The organism is Aquabacterium sp. G14 (assembly GCF_037482285.1).
Taxonomy (GTDB): Bacteria; Pseudomonadota; Gammaproteobacteria; order Burkholderiales; family Burkholderiaceae_C; genus Aquabacterium.
The window spans coordinates 1-23,849 of record NZ_JBBEYB010000018.1 but is presented as its reverse complement, the minus strand read 5'-3'; the positions used below and the strand labels follow the sequence as shown (position 1 = coordinate 23,849).

The following is a 23,849-nucleotide window of genomic DNA, read 5'->3' as shown; positions in this document are numbered from 1 at the left end:
GAACAACCCTTGGCCGGTTATTTGCTTGCATGGTTGAGAATCGGGGACACGCCCTGTCGCGCACCGATGCCGTCCTTTGAGCCTCATCATGTCCACTTTCTCATCCATGCGCGCCCCCTCTGCCACGGTCCAGACGGACTGGGCCGAAGCGTGGCTCAGCCAGGCTCGCCCCGTCGAGCCGGGTCATCACGACGAGTTGCGCTTGCCCAACGGCCAGTTGCGGCCAGTCTGGCGGGCCTTGGCCGAGCAACTGGGCACACCCTTGGCCGAGCTCAGCCGCTGTCAGGAGGCACTGGCGCGTCAGATTCGCGAAGACGGCATCACCTACAACGTTTACAACGCCGCGGGCGGCAGCAGCCGACCCTGGTCGCTGGAGCCTTTGCCGCACTTGATCGCGCCTGAGGAGTGGCCCTGGCTGGAGCGTGGCATCGCCCAGCGTGCCGATTTGCTCAACCGGATCCTGGTGGACACCTACGGGCCGCAAACCCTGTTGCGCGAGGCCCTGTTGCCTTCCGCGCTGGTGTTGGGCCACCCCGGTTACCTGCGTGGCCTGCAAGGCACGCAACCCTTGGGGGGCGTCTACCTGCATGTCGTGGCGTTTGACCTGGCTCGCGGCCCGGATGGCGCCTGGTGGGTGGTGGGGCAACGCACCCAGGCTCCGTCGGGGCTGGGCTACGTCATGCAAAACCGCCTGATCGTGTCCCGTCTTTTTCCCGAGGCCTACCGGGCGCTCAATGTGCAGCATCTCGCCAGCACCTACCGCCAGTTGCTGGACACGATCAGCACGCTGGCGCAACCCTGTGCCCAGGGCGACACGCCCAGCCTGGCGCTGCTCACCCCCGGCCCTTACAACGAGACTTACTTCGAGCACGCCTACCTGGCGCGTTACCTGGGCTTGCCCCTGGTGGAGGGCTGCGACCTCATCGTGCGCGACGACCGCCTGTTCCTCAAGACCGTGCAGGGCTTGACGCCCATCCACGGCCTGCTGCGCCGGCTGGACGACGACTTCTGTGACCCGCTGGAGCTGCGCACCGATTCGACCCTGGGCATCCCGGGCCTGACCCAGGTGGTTCGGGCTGGCAATGTGGTGCTGGCCAACGCACTGGGCACCGGTTTCCTGGAGTCACCTGCAGTGCATGGCTTCCTGCCGGCCTTGTCCTCGCACCTGCTGGGCGAAGACCTGATCTTGCCGTCCTTGCCGAGCTGGTGGTGCGGCGAGGCCTCGGCGTGGGAGGCCGTGCGGCCGCAGCTGGCCCGTCAGGTCATCCGCCCCACTTACCCCTTGTTGAACACACCGGGTGGGGTGTCGGCGCGTCGCAAAGGACTGAAGGAGACGGTGCTCGGTGCCAGCCTCACGCCCCAGGAGGTCCGCGCCTGGGAAGAGGCGGTGGACGAAGACCCAGCGGCCTACACCGTGCAGACCTTCATGCCCTATGGCCAGACCCCCGTCTGGTCGGAGGGCGGCCTGAGCTTGCGCAGTGCCTCGGTGCGGGTCTACGCCTTGTCGGACGGGCGAGGCGGCTGGCGTGTCCTGCCTGGCGGCATGACCCGCATTGCGACCCGCGACGACGGGCCGGTGTCCCTGCAACTGGGGGGCAGCTCGCTGGACACCTGGGTGATCAGCCAGGAGCCCATCGACGCGTTTTCGATGTTGCCCAAGTCCATCAAGCTGGAAGAGCTGGAGCAACGCCAGCGACCGGTGGCCAGCCGCACCGGCGAAAACCTGTTCTGGATGGGGCGCTACACCGAGCGTTGTGAGCAGCAGTTGCGTCTGGCAGAGCGCCTCATCAGCCTGCGGGCAGAGGACGACGAGCCCGAGCCCGCCTTGCTGAAGGCGCTGTCCGAGTTGGGCGTGCAGTTCGGCATGGTGCCTGCCGACACCCCTGCGCTCGACAGGTCCAACCGTGTGTTCGAGCGCGTGGCCCTGGAGGCCTTGGGCGATGCCCAGGCAGGGCAGGGCGCTTACAGCCTGGCCTTCAACCTGTCTGAGCTCACCCGCACCGCGCAGGCCTTGCGCGAGCGCCTGTCGCCCGCGCACGCCCGCCTGCTGCGCGCCATGGCCGCCGATTTCCAGCAGGCCTTGCGCTCCAGCGGTCCGCTGGATCCCGCGAACCTGGCCGCACGCGTCAACACCGTGCAGGACGCCTTGGCCCACCTGAGCGTGCAACTCGGCGCCGTCACCGGAGCGCAGTCGGACAGCATGACGCGTGATCCTGGTTGGCGCCTGCTCACGGTGGGGCGCCTGATCGAGCGACTGCATGGCCACGCCCACATCCTCAAGGCGTTCTGGACCCACCAGGCCCTGCAGCACCCGCAGGGCTTTGACCAGATCCTGGAGATGTTCGACAGCACCATCACCTTCCGCGCCCGCTTTCAGCGCCGCCTGGAGGTGCCCGCCTTGGTGGCGCTGCTGGTCATGGACGATGCCAACCAGCGCTCGCTGGCCTGCGTCGTGCGCCGCCTGCGCACCGAGCTGGGCAAGCTGCCCGCGCGCGCGGGTTCTCCGGCCGACCTGCTGGCACTCTTGCCGCATGAGGGCGTGGGCGCCACCTTAGCGGCCTTGTGTGACCCGGTGAGAGGCCATGCTGCGGTGTTGGGCTTGCTCGATCGCTTGCTGGAGGCCAGCTGGCGTCTGTCCGACGAGGTCGGGCGCCTGTACTTCGCCCATGCCGAACCCACTGATTCCATGGTGAGTGCATGACGCATCCCACGCTTCAACCGCACCTCGCTCCTCAAGCCGATTGGGCCCGCTTGCGGGTTGAGCACGAAACCCTCTATACCTACAGCGTGCCGGTGGAGCAAGCGCTGCACGTGGCCTGCCTGCGTCCGCTGTCTGACGCCGGGCAGGCGCTGCGGCAGTTCGACATGGCTGTGCACCCGCATCCGGCCCAGCACCACACCCGCACCGACAGCCACGGCAACAGCCGCGCGCACTTCGCCCTGCATGCGGCGCATGGTGAGTTGCGTGTCAAGGCGGTGAGCGAGGTGCTGGTGCGCGAGCGCTATGCCGGCCTGCAGCCAAGCCAGGGGCCAACCTGCGCCGAGGTGCGCGAGCGCCTGCGCTACCGTTCGCACGCGCCTTTCGAGCCTGCCAGCGAGTACCTGCACGCGTCGCCCTATGTGCCCATGCTGCCCGAGTTGCGCGCCTACGCGGCCGAATCCCTGCAAGACGAGCGTCCTTTGGCCGAGGCGGCCATCGACCTGATGCAGCGCATCCACCGCGACTTCACCTACGCCCCGGCGTCCACCGACATCTCCACCCCGGTGTTGACCGTGTTCGCGCAACGGCGAGGCGTGTGCCAGGACTTTGCCCACCTGATGCTGGCCTGCCTGCGCGCCTGTGGCCTCGCAGGCCGCTACGTCAGTGGCTACCTCCTGACCTTGCCGCCGCCGGGCCAGGCGCCTCTGGTGGGGGCGGACGCTTCCCATGCCTGGCTCAGCGTCTGGGTGCCGGGCCTGGGCCTGGACGCGGCCGACGATTGGCTGGACCTGGACCCCACCAACGCCTGCGTGCCGGGCCTGCACCACGTGCGTGTGGCCCACGGTCGCGACTTTGGGGACGTCACACCCCTGCGCGGTGTCATCCGCGGTGGGGGCGAGCACACCCTTTTGGTGCGTGTCACCACCCGCTTGTTGGCCGAGGGAAGCGGCTTGTCGAGCCCAGCCCCAAGATGGGGCGCGCCCTGAAACCGTGCCCATGTCCCTGCGTGTGACAAGGTGTTGGCACAGTCCATGCATTGACTCCTGCACACGGTCAACGTGTGAGCCCGATGAGAGACCAAGCGATGCGATTCTTTGACGAAATGCACAGCGCCGAAACGGCGGTGCGAGATCACTACAAGGTATACGAGCGCTGGTTGGCACGTCAGGCGGGGGAGCTGATGCGCTCCCGTCGTGACGAAGCCGAGATGATCTTCCGCCGCGTGGGCATCACCTTCGCGGTGTACGGCGACAAGGACGAGGATGGTTCGGGCACCGAACGCCTCATTCCTTTCGACCTGATCCCACGCATCATCCCGGCGGCCGAATGGCGCGAGATGGAGAAGGGCCTCAAGCAGCGGGTCACTGCCTTGAACCGCTTCCTGGACGACATCTACCACGACCAGGAGATCCTCAAGGCTGGCGTCATCCCGGCCGAGCCGGTGCTGAACAACGCCCAGTTCCGCAAGGAGATGATGGGCCTGAATGTGCCGGGGGGCATCTACTCCATCATTTCAGGCATCGACATCGTGCGGGCTTGCAATCCGGACGGCTCGGGCACCTGCTATGTGCTCGAAGACAACCTGCGCGTGCCCAGCGGGGTGAGCTACATGCTCGAAAACCGCAAGATGATGATGCGCCTCTTCCCAGAGCTGTTCGCCGAGCACCGCGTGGCCCCGGTGGCGCATTACCCGGACTTGCTGCTCGACACCCTGCGGGCCATGGCACCGGCCTCCGTCAACGAGCCCACTGCGGTGGTGTTGACCCCGGGTATGCACAACTCGGCTTACTTCGAGCACGCCTTCCTGGCGCAGCAAATGGGCATCGAACTGGTCGAAGGGCAGGACCTCTTCGTCAAGGACGACTTCGTCTACATGCGCACCACCCGGGGTCCGCAGCGCGTGGACGTGATCTACCGCCGGGTGGACGACGACTTCATGGACCCCGAGGTCTTCCGCAAGGACTCGACCCTGGGGGTGGCGGGCCTGCTGCGTGCCTACCGCGCCGGCAACGTCACGCTCGCCAATGCCTTCGGTACGGGCATCGCCGATGACAAGTCCATCTACCCCTACGTGCCCAAGATGATCGAGTTCTACCTGGGCGAAAAGCCGATCCTGCAGAACGTGCCCACGCACATCTGCCGCGAGCCGGATGCCTTGAAGTACACGCTCGACAACCTGGCCGACCTGGTCGTCAAGGAAGTCCATGGCGCGGGCGGCTACGGGATGCTGGTCGGTCCGGCCGCCACCCAGGCCGAGATCGAGGACTTCCGCAAGGTGCTGCTGGCCAACCCCAGCAACTACATCGCCCAGCCCACGCTCTCGCTGTCCACCTGCCCCACCTACGTCGAGTCCGGTATCGCGCCGCGTCACATCGACCTGCGTCCCTTTGTGCTGTCTGGCAAAGAGGTGCAGATGGTGCCCGGTGGCCTGACCCGTGTGGCCTTGAAAGAAGGCTCGCTGGTGGTCAACAGCTCACAGGGCGGCGGCACCAAGGACACCTGGGTGCTGGAAGAGTAAGACACCGACAAAGAAGGGAAGCATCATGCTCAACGAACGCATTGAAGACCATCTGCCTGCCCATCTGATCGAGACTGCCACGGGGGCCTTGCGCGCCAGCAACGCCTCACACCTGGAGATCAAGCCCATGCTGTCGCGCACCGCCGACCACCTGTTCTGGATGGCCCGTTACATGGAGCGGGCCGAAAACACCGCCCGCCTGCTGGACGTCAATTACCAGACCTCGCTGCTGCCGCAGTCGAGCGAGGCCGCCTTGCAGGGCTGGAAGGGCTTGCTGAGCATCAGCGAGTTGATGCCCGAGTACCTCAAGCGTTACGACACGGTCAACGCCCGTGACGTGATGGCCTTCATGGTGACCGACGCCAACAACCCGTCGAGCATCCTGAACTGTCTGCGTGCCGCGCGCGAGAACGCTCGGGCCGTGCGTGGCGCCCTCACCACCGAGGTGTGGGAGACCATGAACCAGACCTGGCTGGAGTACAACCGCCTCGTCAAGGAAGGTGCGCTGGCGAAAGACCCGGGTGAGCTGTTCGAGTGGGTCAAGTTCCGCTCGCACCTGTCGCGAGGCGTGACCTTGGGCACCATGCTGCAGGACGAGTCCTTCCACTTCCAGCGCATCGGCACATTCCTGGAACGGGCCGACAACACCGCGCGTCTGCTGGACGTGAAGTTCCACGCCCGCAACACCGAGTTCTTCGGCTCAGGCATTGGCAACGAGGGCAAGGAGGTCGACTTCTACCATTGGTCGGCCGTGCTGCGCAGCGTGTCGGCGTTCGAGGTGTATCGCAAGGTCTACCGCAACGTCATCCGTCCGGAGAAAGTGGCCGAGTTGCTGATCTTGCGCGCCGAAATGCCGCGCTCTCTGGTGTATTGCATGGATGAGGTGGTGAGCAACCTGCGCGCTGTGGCCAATGACCAGAGCCATGAAACCATCCGCCGTGCCGGGCGCTTGCGTGCCGATCTGCAGTTCAGCCGCATTGACGAGATCCTGGCGACGGGTCTGCACGCCTACCTGACCCAGTTCCTCGACCGGGTCAGTGACTTGGGTTATGGCATCAGTCGGGACTTCTTGATGCCCGCGTAAAACGTTACGCTATTCCCTTATAACGATTGCATTTGTCATGCAATCGTCATAATCGCGCTTTGCTTTCGAAGCTCCACTGGGGCTGCTGCGCGATATGTCTGTTCAACTGAAATGGGGTTTGCGCCTCCTGTGGTGGGCTGTGTTGGCATTGGCCTTGGCGCCGTTGATGCTGGCGCAGGAAACCGTGTTTCTGCTCGGTGAGGAGTCAGGGCCCATCGAGCAGGGATCGGTGTGGGTGTGGTTGGTCGCCGCCGTGTGGACGCTGGGTCGTACCATGCGCGCACAGCGTCTGCTGCCCTTGGCCTTTGTGTTGGTGAAGGTCTTGATGGGCGTGCGCGAAGCCGGCCTGCCGCCTGATCTGGTGCCCAGCGGCAAAGCTTTGCTGACTTGGCGCTACTACGTGGACGCTGCGGTGGATCCGCTTCGCCGCGCCATCACCGGGGTTCTGCTGCTGATCTTCCTCGCAGCCTTGGTGACCAGCGTCGTGTCCACCCTGCGCTACCTGTGGCGTGAGCAGGGCTGGCGTCGCCCCGATGGTCAATTTCTCACGATCGCATTCGGGCTGCTGGTGACAGCGCAGTTGGCCGAACGCTGGGCGGGCCATCAAAGCAGTTCAGCCACCGATGTATGGACCCTTTGGGCGCTGATGTTCGAAGAGGGGCTGGAGTGCCTGGCCGGTGTTTTCACCCTGGCTGCCAGCAGTTTGCGGGGGTGGTGGGTATTCCGTCCATTGCCTCAAGCCATGCATGCGGCCGAACCGCGGCCGTCTCAGGCATGAAAAAGCCGACCCACTAGGGTCGGCTTGGTCGTCTAACTCGGCTGTCGCTGAGTGCGCCGTCTGATCAGGCCGACGGTGGCACGTAGCCCTGCACCTGCTCGGCACCTTCGCCAAAGAAGAACTGCTCCATCTGTCGGGCCAGGTACTGGCGTGCCCGGGCATCTGCCAGGTTCAGTCGGTTCTCATTGACCAGCATGGTCTGGTGTTTGAGCCACATCTGCCAGGCTTCCTTGCTGATCTCGTTGTAGATGCGCTTGCCCAGCTCGCCCGGATACGGGGCGAAATCCAGTCCCTCGGCTTCCTTGTTGAGGTGCTTGCATTGGATGGTGCGTGCCATGGTGTTGTCTTGTCAGTTCTGAAGAAAAATCACTTGAGGTGCTTGACCAGCACTTGAGAGCGCCGGTCCCACTTGTAGCTGCGCTTGCGAGCCTCGGGCAACCAGTTCGGATCGACCGGCGCGAAGCCGCGTTTGATAAACCAGTGCATGGTACGCGTTGTCAATACAAACAATGTGGATAGGCCCATTGCCCGTGCGCGCTGCTCGATGCGTTTGAGGATGCGTTCGCCGTCTCCCTGGCCCTGCACGCTGGGCGAAATCGTCAGCGCAGCCATCTCGGCCGTGCCGGCTTCAGGGAAGGGGTAGAGCGCCGCACATCCAAAAATCACCCCGTCGTGTTCGATCACGGTGTACTGGGCCACATCGCGTTCGATCTCGGTGCGGCTGCGCTTGACCAAGGTGCCGTCCTGTTCAAAGGGCTCGATCAACTGCAGGATGCCGCCCACATCATCGGGCGTGGCCTCACGCAGGCTTTCCAGTTTCTCGTCCACGATCATGGTGCCCACGCCATCGTGGGTGAACACCTCCATCAACAAGGCGCCATCCACCCGATAGGGGATGATGTGCACCCGCTCCACGCCACCTTCGGCCGCCTTCACGGCGTGCTGCAGGTAGAACGCCGTATCCGTGGGCTGGGTGGGGTTGGGCAGCGCGGCCAGCAGGCGCTTGGCATCAGCCAAGGCAAGCTCCTGGTCCACCTCCTCGTCGGGATCGTACTGGCGCGCCTCCAGGGCCACGGCACGGGCCGGGTCGGCGACAATGCTCTGCAAGATGCCGCGCACTTCGGTCACGAAGACCAGCTTGTCGGCCTGCAAGGCGATGGCTGCGCTGGTGGCCACGTCTTCCATGCTCAGGTTGAACGCTTCACCGGTGTGCGAAAACCCGAAAGGCGAGAGCATCACCAGGGCGCCGGTGTCGATGGCGCGGCGCACGGCCACCGCATCGATTTTGCGAACCAGACCGGTGTGCATGAAGTCCACGCCGTCCACGATGCCGACGGGGCGGGCTGTGATGAAGTTGCCGGAGATCAGGCTGATGGCCGCGCCAGCCATGGGCGTGTTCGGCAAGCCCAGCGAGAAAGCGGCCTCGATTTCGTAGCGCAGCTGGCCGGCGGCCTCCTGGGCGCAGTCCAGTGCCACCGGGTCCGTGATGCGCATGCCATGGCTGAAGTGCGAGGTCTGCCCCTTGGCGCGCAACTGCTCTTCCAATTGGGGGCGGAAGCCGTGCGCCAGCACGATCTTGATGCCCATGGCGTGCATCAGCGCAAGGTCTTGCACGAAGCTTTCCAGCTTGCCGGCCGCAATCAACTCCCCCGACAAGGCGACCACGAAGGTCTTGCCTCGATGGGCGTGGATGTGGGGTGCCACCGAACGAAACCAGGGCACGAAGGTGTGGGGGAAGACCAGATCCATGGGGGTAGGTGAAAAGCGTCAGCCGGCCGTATTATGGGCTTTGCATGAAGCGATCACGCCCCGCCTCTTTGGCTTGGTACAGCGCCTGGTCAGCGCGATCGATGGCGCTATCCATGCTCTCGCTCGGGCGAACCGCAGCCAAACCGGCCGAAAAGGTGATGGTCACGGTGGGATGCTGCCCCAGGAAGGGCTGGAAGCGCACTTGCTCGCGTAGGCGATTCAGGGCGACCAGAGCCTGCTCAGGGGTGGTGTCTGGGCAAAACACCAGAAACTCTTCTCCGCCCCAACGCGCCACCACGTCAGCGTCACGAAGACAGGTGTCGGCCAGCAGCGCAAACTGCCGCAAGACGGCATCGCCCACCTGGTGACCATGGCTGTCATTGACCCGCTTGAAGTGATCCAGATCCATCATGATCAGGGTGGTGGGATGATGCTGGCGCTGCAGTCGATGCCATTCCTTGTCCAGAATCTCGTGCATGCGGTGCCGGTTGATCAAGCCGGTGAGTTGATCGTGAGAGGCCATGTGCTCCACCTTGTGCAGGGCCTTGGCCAAGGCTTCGCTTTTGAGCTTCATGTCGTGTCGGGCGCGGCTGACGCGCAGGGCCACCTCACACACTGCCAGCAAGATGGCACTGACATATGCACACCGCAGGATGTCGCCGTAGATGTGAGTTTCTCCCTCGTTGACGTACCAGTTGACCGCAGTCGTGCCGATCAACAGCAGGAACATGGCCAGGGTCAGCTGACGGATGCGCCGTGGCGACAGGGCAAACTGTGTGGGCAACAGGATCGCCGGCATGAAGGCCAGCACGACGCCTCGAAAGTGCATGTGTACCGTCAGATAACCCACGGCCACGGTGAGTGCGCAGTAAAGGGCTTGCGCCATGACCAGGTTCGGGTCAGGCAAGCGCCGACTCAGCCCTAAGCGGAGCAAGGCGTAAAACACCACCGCGCCTGTCAGCATGCAGGCGAGCAGGTAGGGCGCCGTTTTGGCGGATGCATACCCCAGCGGCACGGCCGCGAGGACCAGCCCCGCGTTGAACAGGTAGCGCCCACTGGTTGACAGGGTCAGACCGATCGCCGCATGGCGTTCAGGATCCGAGCCCAGCAACAGGCGCAACAGTGGAGGGGGCAGGGCCATGAGACTCCGGCAGTGACGAACCAGTCTGTCCTGATCTTACCGGTTGTCTTCCCCGTTTCCGAAAATCCGGGTCTTGATCCGTGTATTCGAAACAGCCCATCCGTTTTCTCTACCTCTTTTTCAGGCTGCAATTGCGCTGAGGGGCTGATGCCATGGGCGTGCTGCTTCCAACTGCGATGCCAATTGCAGCAACTGCGCTTCACCGTTGAGTGGCCCCACAAACTGCACACCCAGGGGCAGGCCTTCGGGTGTGCGGTATAGCGGCACCGACATCGCGGGGCGCCCAGTGAGGTTGGCGAGTTGGGTGTATGGCGTCCAGCCCAGGTTGCTCAGCACCGTTTGCTTGAACTGCGGCGTGTCGCTGAGCCATCCGGCCAGGCCCAGGCGAGCGGCCACGTCGCTGACCATGGCCAGGGCCGGCGGGGTGGCCAGGCTGCCGATCAGGGGCGGTGGCGCGGCCAGCGTGGGGGACAGCCACAGATCGTATTGGGCGTGGAAGGTGGACAGCGCCAGGTTGTGCTCATGCCAGCGTGCCTCGCACTGCAGCAGTTGCAAGGCCGAGGTGCGGCGACCGATGGCGGCCATCAGGCGCGTGTCGGCTTCAAAGTCGTTCCGGCTGGCCCCGTGGGTGCGCTCGATGTGGTCGATGATGACGGCCTGGGCGCAGAACCAGGCCAGCAGAAAGTCTTCCGCCAGTTGCACGCCGTTGAAGGGCGTGTCGCAAGGCTCGACGTGGTGGCCGAGGTCGGTGAGCAAGGCCGCCGCGTCGGCCACGGCCGCGATGGCCTGCGGGTCCACCGGGGTGCCGATGGGAGAGTGCGTGCTGTAACCAATGCGCAGGCGGCCCGGCGGGCGTTCCAGGCATTTCCGGTAGGGCACCTCGGGCGCGGGCATGTGATAGGGCGCGTGCGCCTCCGGGCCTTGCAGCACATCGAGCATCGCGGCGGTGTCGCGCACGCTGTGGGAGACCACGCCTTGCACGGCCGCGCCGTTAAGCGCCTCGCCCATCATCGGGCCCATGGAGATGCGTCCGCGGCCCGCCTTGAGCCCGAACAACCCGCAGGCCGCTGCCGGGATGCGGATGGAGCCGCCGCCATCGTTGGCGCCCGCCACGGGCACGATGCCCGACGCTACGGCCGCCGCCGAGCCGCCGGAGGAGCCACCGGGGGTGCGGGTGGGATCCCAGGGATTGCGAGCCGGACCCCAGGCCAGGGGCTCGGTCACGTTCTTGGCGCCGAACTCGGGCGTGTTGGTCTTGCCGAAAATGACCAGGCCGGCCTCACGCCAGCGACGCACCACGTCGGCATCCTCGGGCACGGGCACGTTTTTCAGGGCGCGACAGCCACCTGAGGAGGGCAGTCCCTTCAGGTCTTGGAAGAGGTCCTTGACCAGGAAGGGCACGCCGGCAAACGGGGCCGAGGGATCAAATGGCGCCTGGGTCCGTGCGCGTGCACTGTCATCCAGCCGCATCACGATGGCGTTCAGTGAAGCCGTGGCGTCGGCGCGCACCAGGGCCGCGTCCAGCAACTCGCTGGGGTGAACCTCGCCCCGGCGGACCAGATCGGCCAGGCCCAGGGCGTCGTAGCGTTGGTAGTCGTCGAAGTGCATGGCGGGATAATGCGCACTTTTCCCCTGCGGCTTTCTCCAGTCTTACCCGTGTTCCTTCCCGCCATCACCTTTCCGGAATCGCTGCCCGTCAGCGGCAAACGCGACGAGATCGAAGCCGCCCTGCGCGAGCATCAGGTCATCATCGTCTGCGGCGAGACGGGCTCGGGCAAGACCACGCAGCTTCCCAAGATTGCGCTGACCATGGGGCGCGGGGGCTGGGGCCAGCCGCGTGACCCGAAGGCGCCGCGTCACCTGCGACCCAAGCTGATCGGCCACACCCAGCCGCGGCGGATTGCGGCCTCCAGTGTGGCCAAGCGCATTGCCGAGGAGTTGAACACGCCCCTGGGCGAGGTGGTGGGCTACAAGGTGCGTTTCCAGGACCGGCTGCAGCCAGGCGCCAGCGTCAAGCTGATGACCGACGGCATCTTGCTGGCCGAGACGCAGGGCGACCCGGACCTGCGCGCCTACGACACCCTCATCATCGACGAGGCGCACGAACGCAGCCTCAACATCGACTTCCTGCTGGGCTACTTGCGTCAGTTGCTGCCGCGCCGTCCGGACCTGAAGATCATCGTGACCTCGGCCACGATCGATGCCGACCGCTTTGCCAAGCATTTCGAGTCTGCCAAGGGCCCGGCGCCAGTCATCATGGTGTCCGGGCGCCTGTTCCCGGTCGAGCAGCGCTACCGTCCCTTTGAGGAAAGCCGCGAATACGGCTTGAACGAGGCCATCACCGACGCCGCCGACGAGTTATGGCGCGAAGGCAGTGGCGACATCCTGGTTTTCCTGCCCGGTGAGCGCGAGATCCGCGAAGCCGCCGACCACCTGCGCAAGCACTTTGCCCACCACCGCGTCACCGCCAACATCCTGCCGCTGTTTGCACGCCTGAGCCAACAGGAGCAAGACGAGGTCTTCAAAACCGGGGGTGGACGCCGGATCGTGCTGGCCACCAACGTCGCCGAAACCTCACTGACGGTGCCGGGCATCCGTTACGTGATCGACTCGGGCCTGGCGCGTGTCAAGCGCTACAGCTTTCGCAACAAGGTCGAGCAACTGCAGATTGAGCCGATCAGCCAGGCGGCGGCCAACCAGCGGGCCGGTCGCTGCGGCCGGGTGGCCAACGGCATCTGCATCCGTTTGTACGACGAGAAGGACTTCAACGCCCGCCCGCGTTTCACCGACCCTGAAATCCTGCGCTCCTCGCTGGCCGGGGTGATCTTGCGGATGAAGTCGCTGCACCTGGGCCTGGTGGACGACTTCCCCTTCATTGAACCCCCGCTGCGCAAGGCCATTGCCGACGGCTACCAGCTGCTCAACGAGCTGGGCGCGGTTGACGACAACAACGAGATCACCAAGCTGGGCATGGACCTGGCCCGCTTGCCGCTCGACCCGCGCGTGGGCCGCATGATCCTGGAAGCCAAGGACCGGCAGGCGCTGGCCGAGGTGCTGGTGATCGCTGCCTCCTTGAGCGTGCAGGACGTGCGCGACCGGCCCATTGACCAGCAACAGCAGGCCGACACCAAGCACAAGCAGTTCGACGACGAGAAGTCGGAGTTCATGGGTACGCTCAAGCTGTGGAAGTGGCTGGACGAGTCGCGCGGTGGGCATGGGCACCACGAACCGGGCCAGCCAGAAAAGCACAAGCTCAGCCACCGCAAGTACGAGCAGCTGCTTCGCGACAACTACATCAACCCGCGCCGCGTGCGCGAGTGGAAGGATGTCTACACCCAGCTGCACACCGTCGTGGCCGAGCACAGCTGGCGCCTCAACGGTGCCCCGGCCACCTACGAGCAGGTGCACCTGTCGCTGCTGTCGGGCTTGTTGGGCAACATCGGCTGCAAGAGCGACGAGGAAGACTGGTACCTGGGCGCGCGTGGCATCAAGTTCTACAAGCACCCCGGCGCCAACCTGAGCAAGAAGCCGGGGCGCTGGATTCTGGCGGCCGAACTGGTCGAGACCACGCGCCTGTTTGGACGTGGCATTGCCAACATCGAACAGCCCTGGTTGGTGCAGATGGGTGGCCACTTGCTCAAAAAGCAGCTGCTCGACCCGCATTGGGAAAAGAAGGCCAGCGAGGTGGTGGCGCTGGAACGGGCGACGCTGTATGGCCTGGTGGTCTACAACAACAAGCGCGTCAACTTCGGTCTGGTCGATGCGCTCAAGGCCCGCGAGATCTTCATCCGCGAAGCGCTGGTGGGGCAGGAGTGGGAGACGCGTCTGCCCTTCCTGGCGGCCAACCGCAAGCTGATCAGCCAGGTCGAGCAGCTCGAACACAAGTCGCGCCGCCAAGACGTGCTGGTGGACGACGAGCTGATCTACGCCTTCTACGACGCACAGATCCCGCCCGAGGTGATGAGCGGCCACAGCTTCGAGCGTTGGTACAAGGTGGCCAGCCGCGAGAACCCCAAGCTGCTCTACCTGAGCCGCGAGGAGCTGATGCGCCACGAAGCGGCAGGCATCACCAGCGCGGCATTCCCCAAGGTGATCCGCATGGGCGGCGTGGACTGCTCGGCCACCTACCTGCACGAACCCGGCGACGCCCGCGATGGCGTGACTGTGACCATCCCCATCTTCGCGCTCAATCAGGTGCAGGAAGAGCCCGGCGAATGGCTGGTGCCTGGCATGCTCAAGGACAAGGTGCTGGCGCTGCTCAAGAGCCTGCACCAAAAGCCCCGTGCGCGCCTCGTGCCGCTGCCCGATTACGCCGAGTCCTTCGTGCAGTCGGTGCCGTTCGGGCAGGGCGGCCTGATGGACGTGCTGCTCAAGGCCGTGCGCGACAAGACCCAGCTGGATGTGAAGCGCAACGACTTCAAGCTGAACATGCTCTCGCCCCACCTGTTCATGAACTACCGCGTGGTGGACGAGCATGGTCGACAGCTGGGCATGGGACGCAATCTCGCGGTGCTCAAGGCTGAGCTGGGTTCCCTGGCGCGGGGGGCTTTCCAAGCCTTGGCGGCCCTGAAGGCGCAGGCGGTGGCACAAGGCGGTGCGAGCGGTGCTACTTCGGGTGGTGCGGCAGGCGAGGGGGCCTCTGCCTCTCAGCCCGGGGTGCGAACACAGGGAGCGCCAAGCAAGGCCGACGGTCGAGGTGCGATGCCGGGTGGTGGGGCGCAGCGCGTGCCTGCAGGCGCCCAGGGGGGCGCAGGCAAGGGTGGCTCAGGTGGGGCGTCCGGCGGTGCCGCCGCCAAGCCTCAGGCTGCGCAAGCCTTCACCGACTGGACCTTTGGCGAACTGCCCGAGCTGATGGAGATCCAACGCGGTGGGCACACCCTGGTGGGCTTCCCTGCCTTGATCGACAAGGGCGCTCACGTTGAGATCGACATCTTTGACGAACCCGACGTGGCCGCGGCCAAACACCGCGCCGGTCTGCGCCGTCTGGTGGCCTTGCAGATCAAGGAGCCGCTGAAGTACCTGGAAAAGAACATCCCCGATCTGCAGAAGATGGCCATGGCCTACATGAGCCTGGGCACGGCGGACGAGTTGCGCGACCAGATCATCGCCGTGGCGCTGGACCGCGCCTACCTGGCCGAACCACTGCCCACCGATGCCGCCAGCTTCAAGGCGCGCGTGGAAGAAGGGCGCACCCGCCTGAACCTGATCGCGCAGGAAGTGGCGCGCCTGGTGGGCACGGTGCTGGTGGAGTACGCCGCCGCCACGCGCAAGCTGAAAGACGCCAAGCCGCCCAAGGACGTGGCCGACGACATCGCGGGCCAGCTCCAGCGCCTGATGCCCAAGCGCTTCATCGTGCAGACGCCGTACACGCAGCTGCAGCACTTCCCGCGCTACCTCAAGGCCATCACGCTGCGCCTGGACAAGCTCAAAGGTGACCCGGCCCGCGACGCACAACGCCTGAGCGAACTGCGCCCGCTGGACCAGCGCTACACCCGCCGCTTGGCCGAGCTCAAAGGCGTGCTGGATGCGCGCACCGACGAGTTCCGCTGGCTGCTGGAAGAGCTGCGCGTGAGCCTGTTCGCGCAGGAGCTGCGTACGCCCCAGCCCGTCAGCATCAAGCGACTGGAAAAGGCCTGGGCGCAGATCACGGCTTGATCACCCGAGGCGGAAGCGCCAGGGTGTGCGCCGCCTGATCCGTGCAAGGCCTGATCTGCCGAGCTAGACGTTTCACAGGCCCAGTTGTTGCGCCAGCTCTCGAGCGATGGCGGCATTGACACGTGCCATGGCCGCGGCCTGTCCCGCTGGGCTGTCGTCCTGCACGGGTTCCGCCCAGCGCACTTGCCCTTGACGCGGGGTGGCGGCGCTGCCTGGTGTCGGGGTCAGCGCCCAGCTCACCTGGGCATGCAGACGTGCCTGGGGCCGGTCGTGGTCCAGCACGACAAAGCTCACTTGCAGGTTGCCGACATTGGGCGTGGCGTTACAGATGTCGTCGCACACCGCGCCTGCGCCCACCAGACCATTCAATTGCGCAGCCAGGTGGCGGGTGAGGCCGATCTCGACACGCTCCGCCCATCTCACGCCCGGCCATTCCGCCAGGGTGGCGGCGCTGTCGCGGTAGCGGACTCGGTTGCTCTGCAGGTATTCGGGGATCTGCACGCGCAGCAGGCGCAGCTGTGGGGTGCCGCGCGACGCGATGCCGGTGGTGACAGGCGTCGAGGCACTCCCGGTGGCCGGCGCAGGCGCCTGCGGCGTTGCGGGACTGGCGTCCCAAGGCAGCGACAACCAGGTTCGCTCAGGCGGGGAGCTGGCACAGCCTGCCAGCGTCATGCCCAGCACCACACACAGCGGCAGGCAACAGGCTTTGAACGCACGCCCAGGCTGCGTCTTACGACGGGCCGGCGAAACAGCTTGCATCGTCACGGCTGGCTTCCTCCAAAGATCAGGCTGTTGGGTTCACGCTCGACCTGGTCGGCAAACGAACGCAGGCTGCGTGCAGCCTGCGACAGGTCGCTCACCGCCGCATTCACATCGGTGCGCAAGGGAGAGCCCGGTGCGGCCACCGCCGCCAGGTCCTGCATGGCCCGGCGTGCGCCTTCGGCGGCCAGTCGGGTTTCCTGCAAAGTCTGTTGCAGAGTCGGCTGCATCTGCGTAACGGTGCCGCGCGTCGTGTCGCTCAGTTGCTGCAGGGACTGCAAGGTGAGCGTGGTTTGCGCCTCCACATTCTTCAAGGCCGCATCGGCGGTGGCCAGGGTCTGGCGGGCTTGAACACCGGTGGCGTTCAGCTGTTGGCTGGTCTTTTCAATCGCAGTCTGACTCGTCTTGAGCGTGTCGTTGAGGGTGCGCATGGTCTGACGCAGTTCGGCCACCATCTCGCCCAGCGGCAGCTCTTGCACTTGGGTGATCAGGGCGTCCAGCTTGTCCTGCATGGTCGGGATCTCCGGGATGGGCCCTTTGCCATCAGCGAGCAAACGACCAGGCAGGTCCGGTCGGAAGTCCAGCTCAATGGCGGTCTGCCCCGTGACCACACTTTGCAGGATCAGACGAGCGCGCAGACCACGTTTGACCAGCTCTGGCAGATCCAGCTCCTGGGCTTGCCCACTGCCCGAGTCCATCTGCAGCGATTCGGCGCCCAGAGTCAGGGTGACGGGGATGCGTGCGACCAGGGTCTGCTGGTTCACTTCCACACCAATGCGTGTGACCTCGCCCATTTTCACGCCGCGGAAGGTGACCGGCGCGCCAATGTAGAGGCCCTTGACGCTGTCATCGAAGTACACCACCGCCTGGTGTCGAGTGTGGAACCAGCCGGATTTGTTGAGGGTGAGCACGCCGGCCACCACCAGCACCAGGGCCAGCAGCACGAAGGCGCCCACCAGAAAAGCATGGCGTTTCATAGGGTGTCGATCTCCTCTCGGCGCATGAAGGCCTGCACCGTGGGGTGCATGACCGTGTCGCGCATCAGCGTGGGTTTGCCATGGGCAATGGGGCGTTTGTGCTCTGCGTCCAGGAAGATGCCGTCGTCGGCCAGGGCGTAGATGCTGGGCAGCTCATGCGTGACGATGACGATGGCCGCACCGGTGCGTTCACGGATGTCCAGAATCAAACGGTCGAGCTTGACCGAGCTGATCGGGTCCAGCCCGGCCGAGGGCTCGTCGAGGAACAGCAGGTGAGGGCAGGCCACGATGGCGCGTGCCAGGCCCACGCGCTTTTTCATGCCGCCACTCAGATCGGCGGGCGGGCGGTCGCGCGCGGCCGCCATGCCCACCCATTCAAGTGCTTCGAGGGCGCGGGCTTCATGCTGTGCCTTGGGCAAGGTGCCCTGCACCTCCAGCGGCAGCAGGACGTTTTCCAGCACCGTCATCGAGGACCACAGCGCCGCACTCTGAAACAGCACGCCAATGTCGGCACGCAGTTCGTTGCGGGTGCGCTCCGGGCTGGCCCAGTAATCCTGCTCGCGGTAGAGCACCTGCCCAGAGGCCGGTGGTAGCAGGCCGATCAGGCACTTGAGCAAGGTGCTCTTGCCGCAGCCGCTGCCGCCCATCACGGCAAAGATGGTGCCGGGTTCAATGTCGAAGCTGATGTGCTCCTGGATCAGGTTGGCACCGTACTGCAGCTTCAGGTCACGCACGCCGAGCAAGCTCATGTCAGATCCCCAGCGCGTCCGCACACACAGCGAACACGGCATCCAGCGCGATCACGCCGACGATGCCCGCCACCACCGCATGCGTGGTGGCCGAACCCACGCCGGCCGCATTGCGCGGTGCATACAGGCCGTGAAAGCAGGCTGCCAGCGACACCAGCAGGCCAAAGGCCATGCTCTTGAAAAAGCCCAGGCCCAGGTGGGTGTAGGTGAGTGCGGCCACGCTGCGGTCAAAGTAGGCCACCGGAGCCAGGTCGAGCAGCGACGAGCTCACCGCGAATCCGCCCACCAATCCGCCCACGCAGGCGAACAGATACAGCAGGGGCATCATGAACAGCAGTGTCAGCACGCGCGGCAACACCAGGTAGTCGACCGCATTGAGCCCCAGCACGGCCAGCGCGTCGATCTCTTCATTGGCCTGCATGGTGGCCAGCTCGGCCGCAAAGGCCGCGCCGGTGCGCCCACACATCACCACGGCGGTGATGACGGCAGCCATTTCGCGGGAGATGGCAATCGCCACCAGGTCGGCCACGAAGATGCCGGCCCCGAACTTGAGCAACTGCACCGCGCCGACGAAAGCGATGATGGCGCCCACCAGCACATTGACCACCAGCACGATGAGCAAGGCCCGCGCACTGGCATCGGCCAGGATGCGCGCAAAGTCTTGCGGGCGGAACTGCCAGCCGCGCCGCGTGCCACGCCACACCGCCAGCAGCGTGTCACCCAGCAGCGTGATGGCCTGTTGAACAGGGGTGAGCATGTCTCTTTATAGCGCGTCAAAAAGACATTGCCGCGCCCCGTTGCATTTTTCTGCACACCGGGGTGTGGGGCAGGGTGCTTCACAGGCTATACTAGCGGTCTAGTCGGGGCGTAGCGCAGCCTGGTAGCGCATCTGCTTTGGGAGCAGAGGGTCGTGAGTTCGAATCCCACCGCCCCGACCATTGAATCCAACGGGTCAGCATCGTGAGGTGCTGGCCCGTTTTGTTTGTCGTCGCAGCGACGCGTGAAGCGCGCGCGCCCCGAATCCTCACCGACCTGTCACATGTGAACGGCGGATGGTTTGGTGAAACAGCGCCGCCACCAGATCAGATTGCGTCACCATGCCCACCACATGCCCCTCTGCATTGACCACGGGCATGTGATGCAGTCCCCCGTCGGAGAAGGCGGGGACAAGATCGGCGATGGGTTGATCTGGGTACACGCTGCTCACCGACGTGGTCATGATGTCGCTGACAAGCCTGCCGGGCGCCAGCTTCCTCAAGGTCTGATCGGTATGGCTGAGAAAGAAGTCGTGCAGGGACACGATGCCGACCAGTTGGTGGGCCTTGTTGGTCACCGGCAGAGCTTTGACCTTGTGTCGTGACAATCGGATCCAGACGGTTTCCACGCTCTCGGTGTCCCTGACCGTGACGACATCGCGCGACATGATGTCCTCGCAGTGCACGTCCGCCCACTGGCGGCGCTGTGCTTGCAAGTTCGCGCGAGAGACGATCTCCTCCAGATCGTCGCGCTCAATGTCCAGCAACTCGCCAAACGATGCCAGGGCGGCATCCAGATCTTGGGCTTGAACACCCATGCGGTGACTGGGCCGAGGGTCATTCGTGTGATGGGGCGAAGAGGGGGGAACTGACGCACGGTGTGGATATCGCCGCCCCGTGAGGTTGTTCAGCAGCAGTGCCATCAGCACCAGCAGGATCGAGTTCAGCCCCACGGGCGTCAGCGCGAACTCGTACCCGATCTCGTGTGCGGGTCCTCCTCCCAGCGCGGCCATGATGGCCACCGCCCCGCCTGGCGGGTGCAAGCACCGCAGTGTGCACATGGCTCCGATGGCAGTGGCACCCGCCAAGGCCACGCACCATCCGGTGTCGCCCAGCCAGTGCTGCAGGAAGACGCCGATCAAGGCAGACACGACGTTGCCCCCGATCACGGACCAGGGTTGCGCCATGGGACTCAGTGGCAGCATGAACAGCAACACCGCCGAAGCGCCCATGGGCGCAATGAACCCATGGGCGTGGGCACCCAGCCAGTGATGGCTCACCCACTCCATGAAACTCAAGCCGATGGCGGCGCTCAGCACGCCGAGAAACAGCGTTTGCCGGCCGACCGGCATGGGTGGTGCGGGCAGCCAATGGCGCAAGCGCATGAGCATGAAAGTCTTGATCTGTACGGTTCTGGAGATGGTCTGCATGCCTGTGGTATCTGAAAGAGCGTGACTCCACACTTGGAGTGGTCGGCATTGATACATCGCAATGCACATGCCAAAACCCTTGTCCTGTCATATCAAGTACTTGCGGGTGAAAATGTCCAATTGACCCATAATTGATTCGAGTCATATTGACTCGATTGCATGTCGGTATGACAACAGCTGATTGGTTGAGAACCTTGGTTGCTCTGGTGGGGGACTTGCCTCAGGACCTGCCAGAGGGGGAGCGTTATCGGCGCTTGCTGCACGCGGCGCGCTCGCTTTTTCCTTGTGATGCCGTGGCTTTGCTCAAGCTGGACGGGGATGTGTTGTTGCCCCTGGCGACCGAGGGGCTGAGCAGAGACACCCTGGGGCGACGCTTCAAGGTGGCAGATCACCCGCGCTTTCAATTTCTGTTGGCCAGTGGACAAGCCAAACGCTTCGATGCCGACAGCACCCTGCCCGATCCCTACGATGGGCTGATCGAGGGAGATCATGCGCACCTGGAGGTTCATGACTGCATGGGTTGCGTGCTGCAGGTGGAAGGGCGAATCTGGGGGCTGTTGACGCTGGATGCCGTTGAGAGAGGGCGTTTCAGCGATGAACATCTGGAGCGGCTGCAGTCGTTTGCGAACCTTGCGTCGGCCACGGTCGGTGCTGTGATGCGTATCAACCGATTGGCGACACTGCTGCAAACCGAGCGCCTGCGTGCCGAGTCCTACAGGCGAGCTGCAGGACAGCCTGAGCGCGAACTCATCGGACACAGCGTCGCGTTCAAGCAGTTGCTCAAGGAGATTGACCTGGTTGGCGCCAGTGAGTTGACGGTGTTGATCACCGGTGAGACGGGTGTGGGCAAAGAACTGGTTGCCCAAGCCTTGCATGCACGCTCTGGCAGGGCTGATCGGCCCTTGATCAGCTTGATGCGTATTCTGGCGAACGTGACCGACGATTCCGGCCCATCGTGACCGGTTGCACCGTGTGAGGTGTTGCGCGTTCAAATTGTAGGGGTGTCGGTCACGATGGGTCTGAGTCGGGCTCCTTTTTCGTGGGTTTGGGCTTTTGTCGCAGGGACTCACCGGTCAGAGTGAATCGGTGGTTTCGCTGCATCAGGCGATCAAGGATCGCGTCGGCAATCGTGGCGTCACCGACCCAGGCATGCCAGTGTTCAATGGGCAGCTGACTGGTGATGATGGTGGCCTTGCTGGCAGCTCGGTCGTCGATGATCTCCAGCAAGTCAGCGCGGGCCTGGTTGTCCAGCCCAGCCATGCCCCAGTCGTCCAGCAACAGGACATCGGTCTTGGCCAACTGGATGAGCCACTTGCCAAAGGTGCCATTGCCGTGACGGATGCGCAGCTCTTCGCTCAGACGTGGCACACGTTGGTAGAAGGCAGAGCGACCGCGGCGACAGGCGTGCTGGGCCAGCGCACAAGCCAGCCAGGATTTGCCAGCTCCGGTGGGGCCGGTGATCAGCACGCTGTGGCCGCTGTCGATCCAATCACCCAAGGCCAGGCTCATGACAGCCTTGCGATCCAGGCCGCGTCCAGCTCGTGTATCGATGTCCTCAATGGCGGCTTGGGGGTACTTCAGCTTGGCCTCTTTGAGCAGGCGTGCACGCCGCTTGTCGTGGCGCCAATGGAGCTCGCGCTCGACGATCAGAGCCATGCGTTCTTCAAAGCTGACAGCGCTCATGCCGGCCTGCGTCAGTTGCTCATCAAGGGCTGTGAGCATGCCCATCAGCCTGAGTTCACGCAGCTGGTTCAAAGTCGTGTTCATCATCATGGTGCAATCCTGTCTGTTCACTGGTAGTAACCGGGGCCACGAACGTGGGCATGGTGCGGGCTGGTCCAGTCGGTGGCGGTCGTGGCGGGCACCTGATCCCGGCCGTTTGCCAGAATGTCGCTGACGTGCCTGTACTTGACGGTGCCGAGCTCCAGGGCGATGAGGCAAGCGGCTTCCAGTCGGGGCTTGCCGTACTTCTTGGCCAGTGACAGCAGCCCCAGGCAGGCGCGGTAGCCATGCTCGGGATGGCGTCGCTCCTCCAGCAGACGCTGGACGGTGCTGGCACAGGCCACACCAATGGTGCCGCCCCAGTGAATCAGGCGTTCAGGGGTCCACTCCCGATGCGCGCGGTGCGCTGCCGACATGTGCTCCGCCACGGTGGTGAAGCCCCCCTTGTGGAGACAGCGCAGATGAGCGGCAACACGCTGACCACGGTGGACGATCTCCACGCCGCGCGTGGTGATGCGTGCCTCCAGGACCAGCCCGACCAAGGACTGCGGCACGCTGTAGCGATGCCCCTCGATCTCGACGTGGTGATCAATGTGCACGCGCACGGTCTTGTAGGTGGCGAATTCCCAGGGCTGCAGAGGCAAGGCTTGCAGTGCTGGCGCATCCAACTCTGCAAACGTGCTGACTCGGCTGCCAGGCAACCTCTGGAATGCCTTGTTGTTGAGTTGTTCCAGCAGCGGCGCGATGGCCTCGTTGACATCGTCCACGCTCGCAAAGCGTTGGTGGCGCAGTCGCATCAGGATCCAACGCTCGACAACTTGCACGGCAGACTCGACCTTGGCCTTGTCCTGCGGGTGATAGGGCCGCGCCGGTAGCATCGAGGTGCCGTAGTGGCGAGCGAAGTCCTCCACCGTCTCGTTGGCGCGAGGCTCATAGCGGTTGGGGTTGGCAATGAGGGCTTTGGGGTTGTCCGGCACGATGAGCTGGGGCACCCCACCGATGAATGTCAGGGCGCGGGCGCAGCCATCAAGCCAGTCGGCCATGGTCTCGCGCGGTGTGGCACACGCAAAGGTGTAGCTCGAAGCGCCCAGAGCGGCCACGAAGATGTGGGCACGGCTGCCGTCCACCAACTCGATCGTGGGACCTGCAAAGTCGATGAACAGCTTCTCGCCTGCGCGGTGGGTCTGGCGCATCGAGCGTTTGAGTGTCTTGGCGTAGCGGCGGTAGTTCTCGCAGAACTGCGAGTAGGAGTGCGTATGACCGTCCAGGTGCTGCTGGGTGTGCTCCTCCCACAGCAGCATGAGCGTCATGCCCTTGCGGCGCAGTTCTTTGTGAATCTGGGCGTAGTCGGGGTGCACGAAGTGCTGCGGCCGTGGCGGCGGTGCCAGCAGGCGATGCTGCAAAGCGGTCTCGTCCAGGGGCTGGATGGAGTGCCAATCCAGACCTGCGACCGAGGCCAAACCGACGTACTTGGTAACCACGCCTTTGGAGATGCCCAGGGCGGCGGCGATACGCTCGTGCGAGAGCCGAGCATCGAGTTTGAGACGCAGAACGTCCTTGATCTTGCGCATGTGAATCCTTGGTGCAGGCATGCCGGCTCCAGCAAAAAACTGGGCAGGCTAACTGCATTGGGTGAGACAACTTGCGCAACACCATCACGGTGGCATACGACGCCATGCTGGCATCGTGACCGGTGATTCCGGCATCGTGACCGAGATTCCGGTCAGGTGCAAAAATCGGTCACGTTCGACCAGAATGGCCGGTCACGATGAACCAGAATCGGCGGTCACGATCCGCCGGAATCAACGGTCACGTTGGACCGGAATACGCA

At 64.5% G+C, this 23,849-nt stretch carries 18 protein-coding genes and 1 tRNA gene; 8 read left to right on the top strand and 11 right to left on the bottom strand.

Features of this window, described 5'->3' with window-relative positions; all coding sequences use genetic code 11:
* The first annotated feature begins 88 nt into the window (after window positions 1-88).
* The 5 genes from WIT60_RS15100 (at window position 89) to WIT60_RS15080 (ending at window position 7,081) form a co-directional block, all read left to right on the top strand.
* Window positions 89-2,701 (top strand): circularly permuted type 2 ATP-grasp protein, encoded by a 2,613-nt coding sequence (locus WIT60_RS15100; RefSeq protein ID WP_339584699.1) that lies wholly within the window; start codon window positions 89-91, stop codon window positions 2,699-2,701.
* The gene (locus tag WIT60_RS15095; RefSeq protein ID WP_339584698.1) at window positions 2,698-3,687 is read left to right on the top strand and encodes a transglutaminase family protein; all 990 of its coding nucleotides are present in this window, start codon (window positions 2,698-2,700) and stop codon (window positions 3,685-3,687) included. The genes WIT60_RS15100 and WIT60_RS15095 overlap by 4 nt, the downstream gene beginning before the upstream one ends.
* Before the next feature lie 98 nt (window positions 3,688-3,785).
* Window positions 3,786-5,219, top strand: coding sequence for a circularly permuted type 2 ATP-grasp protein (locus tag WIT60_RS15090; protein ID WP_339584697.1), 1,434 nt, complete (start codon window positions 3,786-3,788; stop codon window positions 5,217-5,219).
* A gap of 127 nt (window positions 5,220-5,346) precedes the next feature.
* Window positions 5,347-6,303, top strand: a complete 957-nt coding sequence (locus WIT60_RS15085; protein WP_339584731.1) for an alpha-E domain-containing protein — start codon at window positions 5,347-5,349, stop codon at window positions 6,301-6,303.
* A gap of 94 nt (window positions 6,304-6,397) precedes the next feature.
* Window positions 6,398-7,081, top strand: a complete 684-nt coding sequence (locus tag WIT60_RS15080) for a hypothetical protein (protein WP_339584696.1) — start codon at window positions 6,398-6,400, stop codon at window positions 7,079-7,081.
* Between the two features lie 64 nt (window positions 7,082-7,145).
* Here the strand turns inward: WIT60_RS15080 and WIT60_RS15075 are convergent, their stop codons facing one another.
* From WIT60_RS15075 to WIT60_RS15060, 4 genes are all read right to left on the bottom strand, one after another.
* Window positions 7,146-7,418, bottom strand: coding sequence for an oxidative damage protection protein (locus WIT60_RS15075; protein WP_339584695.1), 273 nt, complete (start codon window positions 7,416-7,418; stop codon window positions 7,146-7,148).
* 29 nt (window positions 7,419-7,447) lie between these two features.
* Entirely contained in the window at window positions 7,448-8,830 is a 1,383-nt protein-coding gene (gene argA / locus WIT60_RS15070; RefSeq protein WP_339584694.1) for an amino-acid N-acetyltransferase, read from the bottom strand.
* A 31-nt stretch (window positions 8,831-8,861) separates the two neighbouring features.
* Window positions 8,862-9,971, bottom strand: coding sequence for a GGDEF domain-containing protein (locus tag WIT60_RS15065; protein ID WP_339584693.1), 1,110 nt, complete (start codon window positions 9,969-9,971; stop codon window positions 8,862-8,864).
* A gap of 120 nt (window positions 9,972-10,091) precedes the next feature.
* Window positions 10,092-11,579, bottom strand: a complete 1,488-nt coding sequence (locus tag WIT60_RS15060) for an amidase (RefSeq protein WP_339584692.1) — start codon at window positions 11,577-11,579, stop codon at window positions 10,092-10,094.
* 9 nt (window positions 11,580-11,588) lie between these two features.
* Here WIT60_RS15060 and hrpA point away from each other — a divergent pair, with 9 nt between their 5' ends.
* Window positions 11,589-15,626 carry an ATP-dependent RNA helicase HrpA gene (hrpA, locus tag WIT60_RS15055; protein ID WP_339584691.1) on the top strand — a complete coding sequence of 1,346 codons (4,038 nt, stop codon included), beginning with the start codon at window positions 11,589-11,591 and terminating at the stop codon, window positions 15,624-15,626.
* A gap of 72 nt (window positions 15,627-15,698) precedes the next feature.
* Here the strand turns inward: hrpA and WIT60_RS15050 are convergent, their stop codons facing one another.
* From WIT60_RS15050 to WIT60_RS15035, 4 genes are read right to left on the bottom strand one after another with little or no spacing between them, the layout of a single operon-like run.
* Window positions 15,699-16,385 (bottom strand): PqiC family protein, encoded by a 687-nt coding sequence (locus WIT60_RS15050; RefSeq protein WP_339584730.1) that lies wholly within the window; start codon window positions 16,383-16,385, stop codon window positions 15,699-15,701.
* Between the two features lie 2 nt (window positions 16,386-16,387).
* Window positions 16,388-17,362: an MlaD family protein gene (locus tag WIT60_RS15045; protein ID WP_339584690.1), complete on the bottom strand. Its 975-nt coding sequence runs from the start codon at window positions 17,360-17,362 to the stop codon at window positions 16,388-16,390.
* Window positions 17,359-18,111, bottom strand: coding sequence for an ABC transporter ATP-binding protein (locus WIT60_RS15040; RefSeq protein ID WP_339584689.1), 753 nt, complete (start codon window positions 18,109-18,111; stop codon window positions 17,359-17,361). The genes WIT60_RS15045 and WIT60_RS15040 overlap by 4 nt, the downstream gene beginning before the upstream one ends.
* Window position 18,112: 1 nt before the next feature.
* Complete coding sequence (locus WIT60_RS15035) at window positions 18,113-18,868, bottom strand: MlaE family ABC transporter permease (protein WP_339584688.1); 756 nt, start codon at window positions 18,866-18,868, stop codon at window positions 18,113-18,115.
* A 104-nt stretch (window positions 18,869-18,972) separates the two neighbouring features.
* Here WIT60_RS15035 and WIT60_RS15030 point away from each other — a divergent pair.
* Window positions 18,973-19,049: transfer RNA gene (locus WIT60_RS15030), tRNA-Pro, on the top strand.
* An 86-nt stretch (window positions 19,050-19,135) separates the two neighbouring features.
* On the opposite strand, the gene WIT60_RS15025 is transcribed toward WIT60_RS15030, so the two are convergent.
* Window positions 19,136-20,296, bottom strand: coding sequence for an HPP family protein (locus WIT60_RS15025; RefSeq protein WP_339584687.1), 1,161 nt, complete (start codon window positions 20,294-20,296; stop codon window positions 19,136-19,138).
* Between the two features lie 167 nt (window positions 20,297-20,463).
* On the opposite strand from WIT60_RS15025, the gene WIT60_RS15020 reads away from it, so the two are divergent.
* On the top strand, window positions 20,464-21,255 hold the full coding sequence (locus WIT60_RS15020) for a GAF domain-containing protein (protein WP_339584686.1): 792 nt from the start codon (window positions 20,464-20,466) through the stop codon (window positions 21,253-21,255).
* A gap of 49 nt (window positions 21,256-21,304) precedes the next feature.
* On the opposite strand, the gene istB is transcribed toward WIT60_RS15020, so the two are convergent.
* Both istB and istA read right to left on the bottom strand, forming a co-directional pair.
* The gene (gene istB / locus WIT60_RS15015) at window positions 21,305-22,069 is read right to left on the bottom strand and encodes an IS21-like element helper ATPase IstB (protein WP_339582728.1); all 765 of its coding nucleotides are present in this window, start codon (window positions 22,067-22,069) and stop codon (window positions 21,305-21,307) included.
* Between the two features lie 17 nt (window positions 22,070-22,086).
* Complete coding sequence (gene istA / locus WIT60_RS15010) at window positions 22,087-23,610, bottom strand: IS21 family transposase (protein ID WP_339582727.1); 1,524 nt, start codon at window positions 23,608-23,610, stop codon at window positions 22,087-22,089.
* Between the last annotated feature and the right edge of the window lie 239 nt (window positions 23,611-23,849).